The following is a 2,540-nucleotide window of genomic DNA, read 5'->3' as shown; positions in this document are numbered from 1 at the left end:
CAGCCTAGCCGGCCGCGGCGTCGGCCCCGGAGATCCGGCCGGACACCCCGGTCCTGCGGAGCGCGGGGCGCATCGGCGGGCGTTCTCCCGCACCCCCCTCATGATGCCGGCTGATCCCTGGCGCATCGGGCTGGCCGCCGTTCCTCTGGCGGCCCTGCTGGCGGGGTTGCTGGTCCTGCGCTGGTCGGCGGTGCGCGCGGCCGCTGTGGCGCTGGCCGTGACGTCGCTGCTGGCGGGGGCCGTTTACCGGACCCCGCCCGCGGGACTGGTTGCGGCGCTGGCGCGGGCGGCCGTGACGAGCCTGCACGTGCTGTACATCATCTGGGCGGCCCTGCTGCTGTATGAAATCGCCGACCGGGTCGGAGCGATTGCCAGCATCGGAGAGGAGGTCTTCGGTCTCACCGAGGACCACGTCCTGCAGCTGCTGATCGTCGGGTTCGCCTTCAGCTCGTTCCTGCAGGGGGTGGCGGGGTTTGGGGTGCCGGTGGCGGTGACGGCGCCCCTGCTGCTCGGGCTGGGGTTTGCGCCCTTGGAGGCCGCCGCCGCCCCCCTGGTGGGCCACGCCTGGGCGGTGACCATGGGAGACATGGCGTCCTCCTTCCAGGCCCTGCGGGCGGTGACCGGCCTGCCGGCGCGGGCGCTGGGCGTCTGGACGGCGGCGCTGCTGGGGGGAGTCGCCGTGGCCACCGGTTTTGCTGTGGCCCACGTGCACGCCGGCCCGCGGCCGTTCCGACGGGCGCTGGGCGCGATCGCGATCCTGGGGGCGGTCATGGGGGTCGTGCAGCTGCTGCTGGCGCTGGCCCAGCACTGGGTGGTCGCATCCTTCGGGGCCGGGATGGTGGGGCTGGTCGTCGGCGTGGCCGTGGCCCGCCTGGCCAGGCGCCGCGGCCCGGCGTGGCTGGGTACCCTGCCGGCCTGGCCTCCGCCCTATCCCCGCGACGAGCGTCCGAGGTCGGTTCACGCGGGGAGGGCGGCCATGGGCTTTCACGAGGCGTTTCTGCCCTACTACACCCTCATCGGAGTGGTGGGGACGGCGACGTTCGTCCCGCCCGTGCGCCGGACGCTGGAGTCGGTGATTCTGACGGCGCACTTTGTGGCGGTGCCGACGGGGCTGGGCTGGCCCGGAGAGGGCGGGGAGGTGCACTTTCCGCCGCTGGCTCATCCCGGCGCGCTGCTGCTGTACGCCAGCGGGCTCACGGTGGTGCTCTACCGCCTGCGGGGGCGCACGGTGGCGGGCTGGCGCCGGCTGTGGGCGGCGGTCGTCCGCCAGGGAGCGCCCACCTCGGCCGCCGTCCTGCTGCTGGTGGGGATGGCTACCCTGATGGGGGCCAGCGGCATGACATTCCTGCTCGCGCAGGGCCTGGTCACCCTGGTGGGGCCCGCGTTTCCCCTGCTGTCACCGCTTCTGGGCCTGCTGGGGACCGTGATCACCGGCAGCAACACGAATTCCAACGTCCTGTTCGGAAGCCTTCAGCGGGACGCGGCGCGCCTGCTGGGGATGGACCCGGTGCTGATGGCCGCCCTGCAGACGGCGGGAGGATCGGTGGGGTCAATGGTGGCCCCCGCCAAGGTGGTCCTGGCCACGGCCGCCGTCGGCCTGAGCGGGCAGGAGGGGCGGGTGATGCGCCTGACGGCCCGGTATGCGCTGCCGATGACGGTCGCCCTCGGGCTGGTGGGGTGGGCGCTCCAGGTCGCCCGGTGAGGCGGTGCGCCGGCGCGGGGGCGTCCGCCCGGAGCACGGAAGGAGGGGAGTGCGATATGGACACGGTGGTGGCGCCCGACGGGGCGCGCCTGGCGTACGACGACCGCGGCAGCGGCCTGGCGGTGGTGTTGCTGCACGGGTTCCCGTTTTCCCGGCGGATGTGGGCGCCTCAGGCCGCGCTGGCCGACCGCTACCGCCTGATCACCCCGGACCTGCGCGGGTTTGGAGACTCGGCGGGGGTTCCCCAGTCCCTGGACCAGCTGGCCGACGACCTCCAGACCCTGGTGGAGCACCTGGCTCTGCGGGACTGGGTGCTGGGAGGGTTCTCCATGGGCGGGTATGTGGCGTTCCGCTATGTGGCGCGCTACGGTCAGCGGATGCGGGCGCTGCTGCTTCTGGACACCCGCGCCGAACCCGACTCCCCCGAAGGCCGGCGCCGCCGGCTGGAGGCCATCGCCCGCATCGAACGCGACGGCCCGGACGGCTACCTGGACGAGTTCGTGTCGGTGGTGGTCTCGCCGGGGACGCTGCGGACCCGGCCGGAGGTGGGCCGGAGGGTGCGCGCCCTGATGGAGGCCCGCCCCGCCTCGCTGGTGGGCGCGCTGCGGGCCATGGCCGACCGGCCCGACAGCACGCCCCTGCTGGCGGAGATCACGGTTCCCACCCTGATCGTCGTGGGCGCCGACGACCAGGCGACGCCGGTGGCCAGCGCCCGGGCCATGGCCGAGCGTATCCGCGCTTCCCGCCTGGAGGTGATCCCGGACGCCGGCCACGTGGCCAACATCGAGCAGCCCCAGCGGTTCACCGAGGTGGTGCGCGATTTCCTGGACGCGCTGCC

The 2,540-nt window shown here is 74.1% G+C and carries 2 protein-coding genes; both read left to right on the top strand.

Annotation, left to right across the window (positions count from 1 at the left end):
* Positions 1–1,702, top strand: a 1,702-nt coding sequence (locus RB150_11030; protein MDQ7821067.1) for an L-lactate permease, incomplete at its 5' end; no start/stop codon positions are given.
* Between the two features lie 56 nt (positions 1,703–1,758).
* Positions 1,759–2,540: alpha/beta fold hydrolase (locus RB150_11025; GenBank protein ID MDQ7821066.1), on the top strand; the 782-nt coding region annotated here is incomplete at its 3' end.

It is taken from the genome of Armatimonadota bacterium (assembly GCA_031081675.1).
GTDB classification, from domain to species: Bacteria; Sysuimicrobiota; Sysuimicrobiia; order Sysuimicrobiales; family Kaftiobacteriaceae; genus Calidihabitans; species Calidihabitans tengchongensis.
This window is presented reverse-complemented; position numbering and strand designations above follow the sequence as displayed.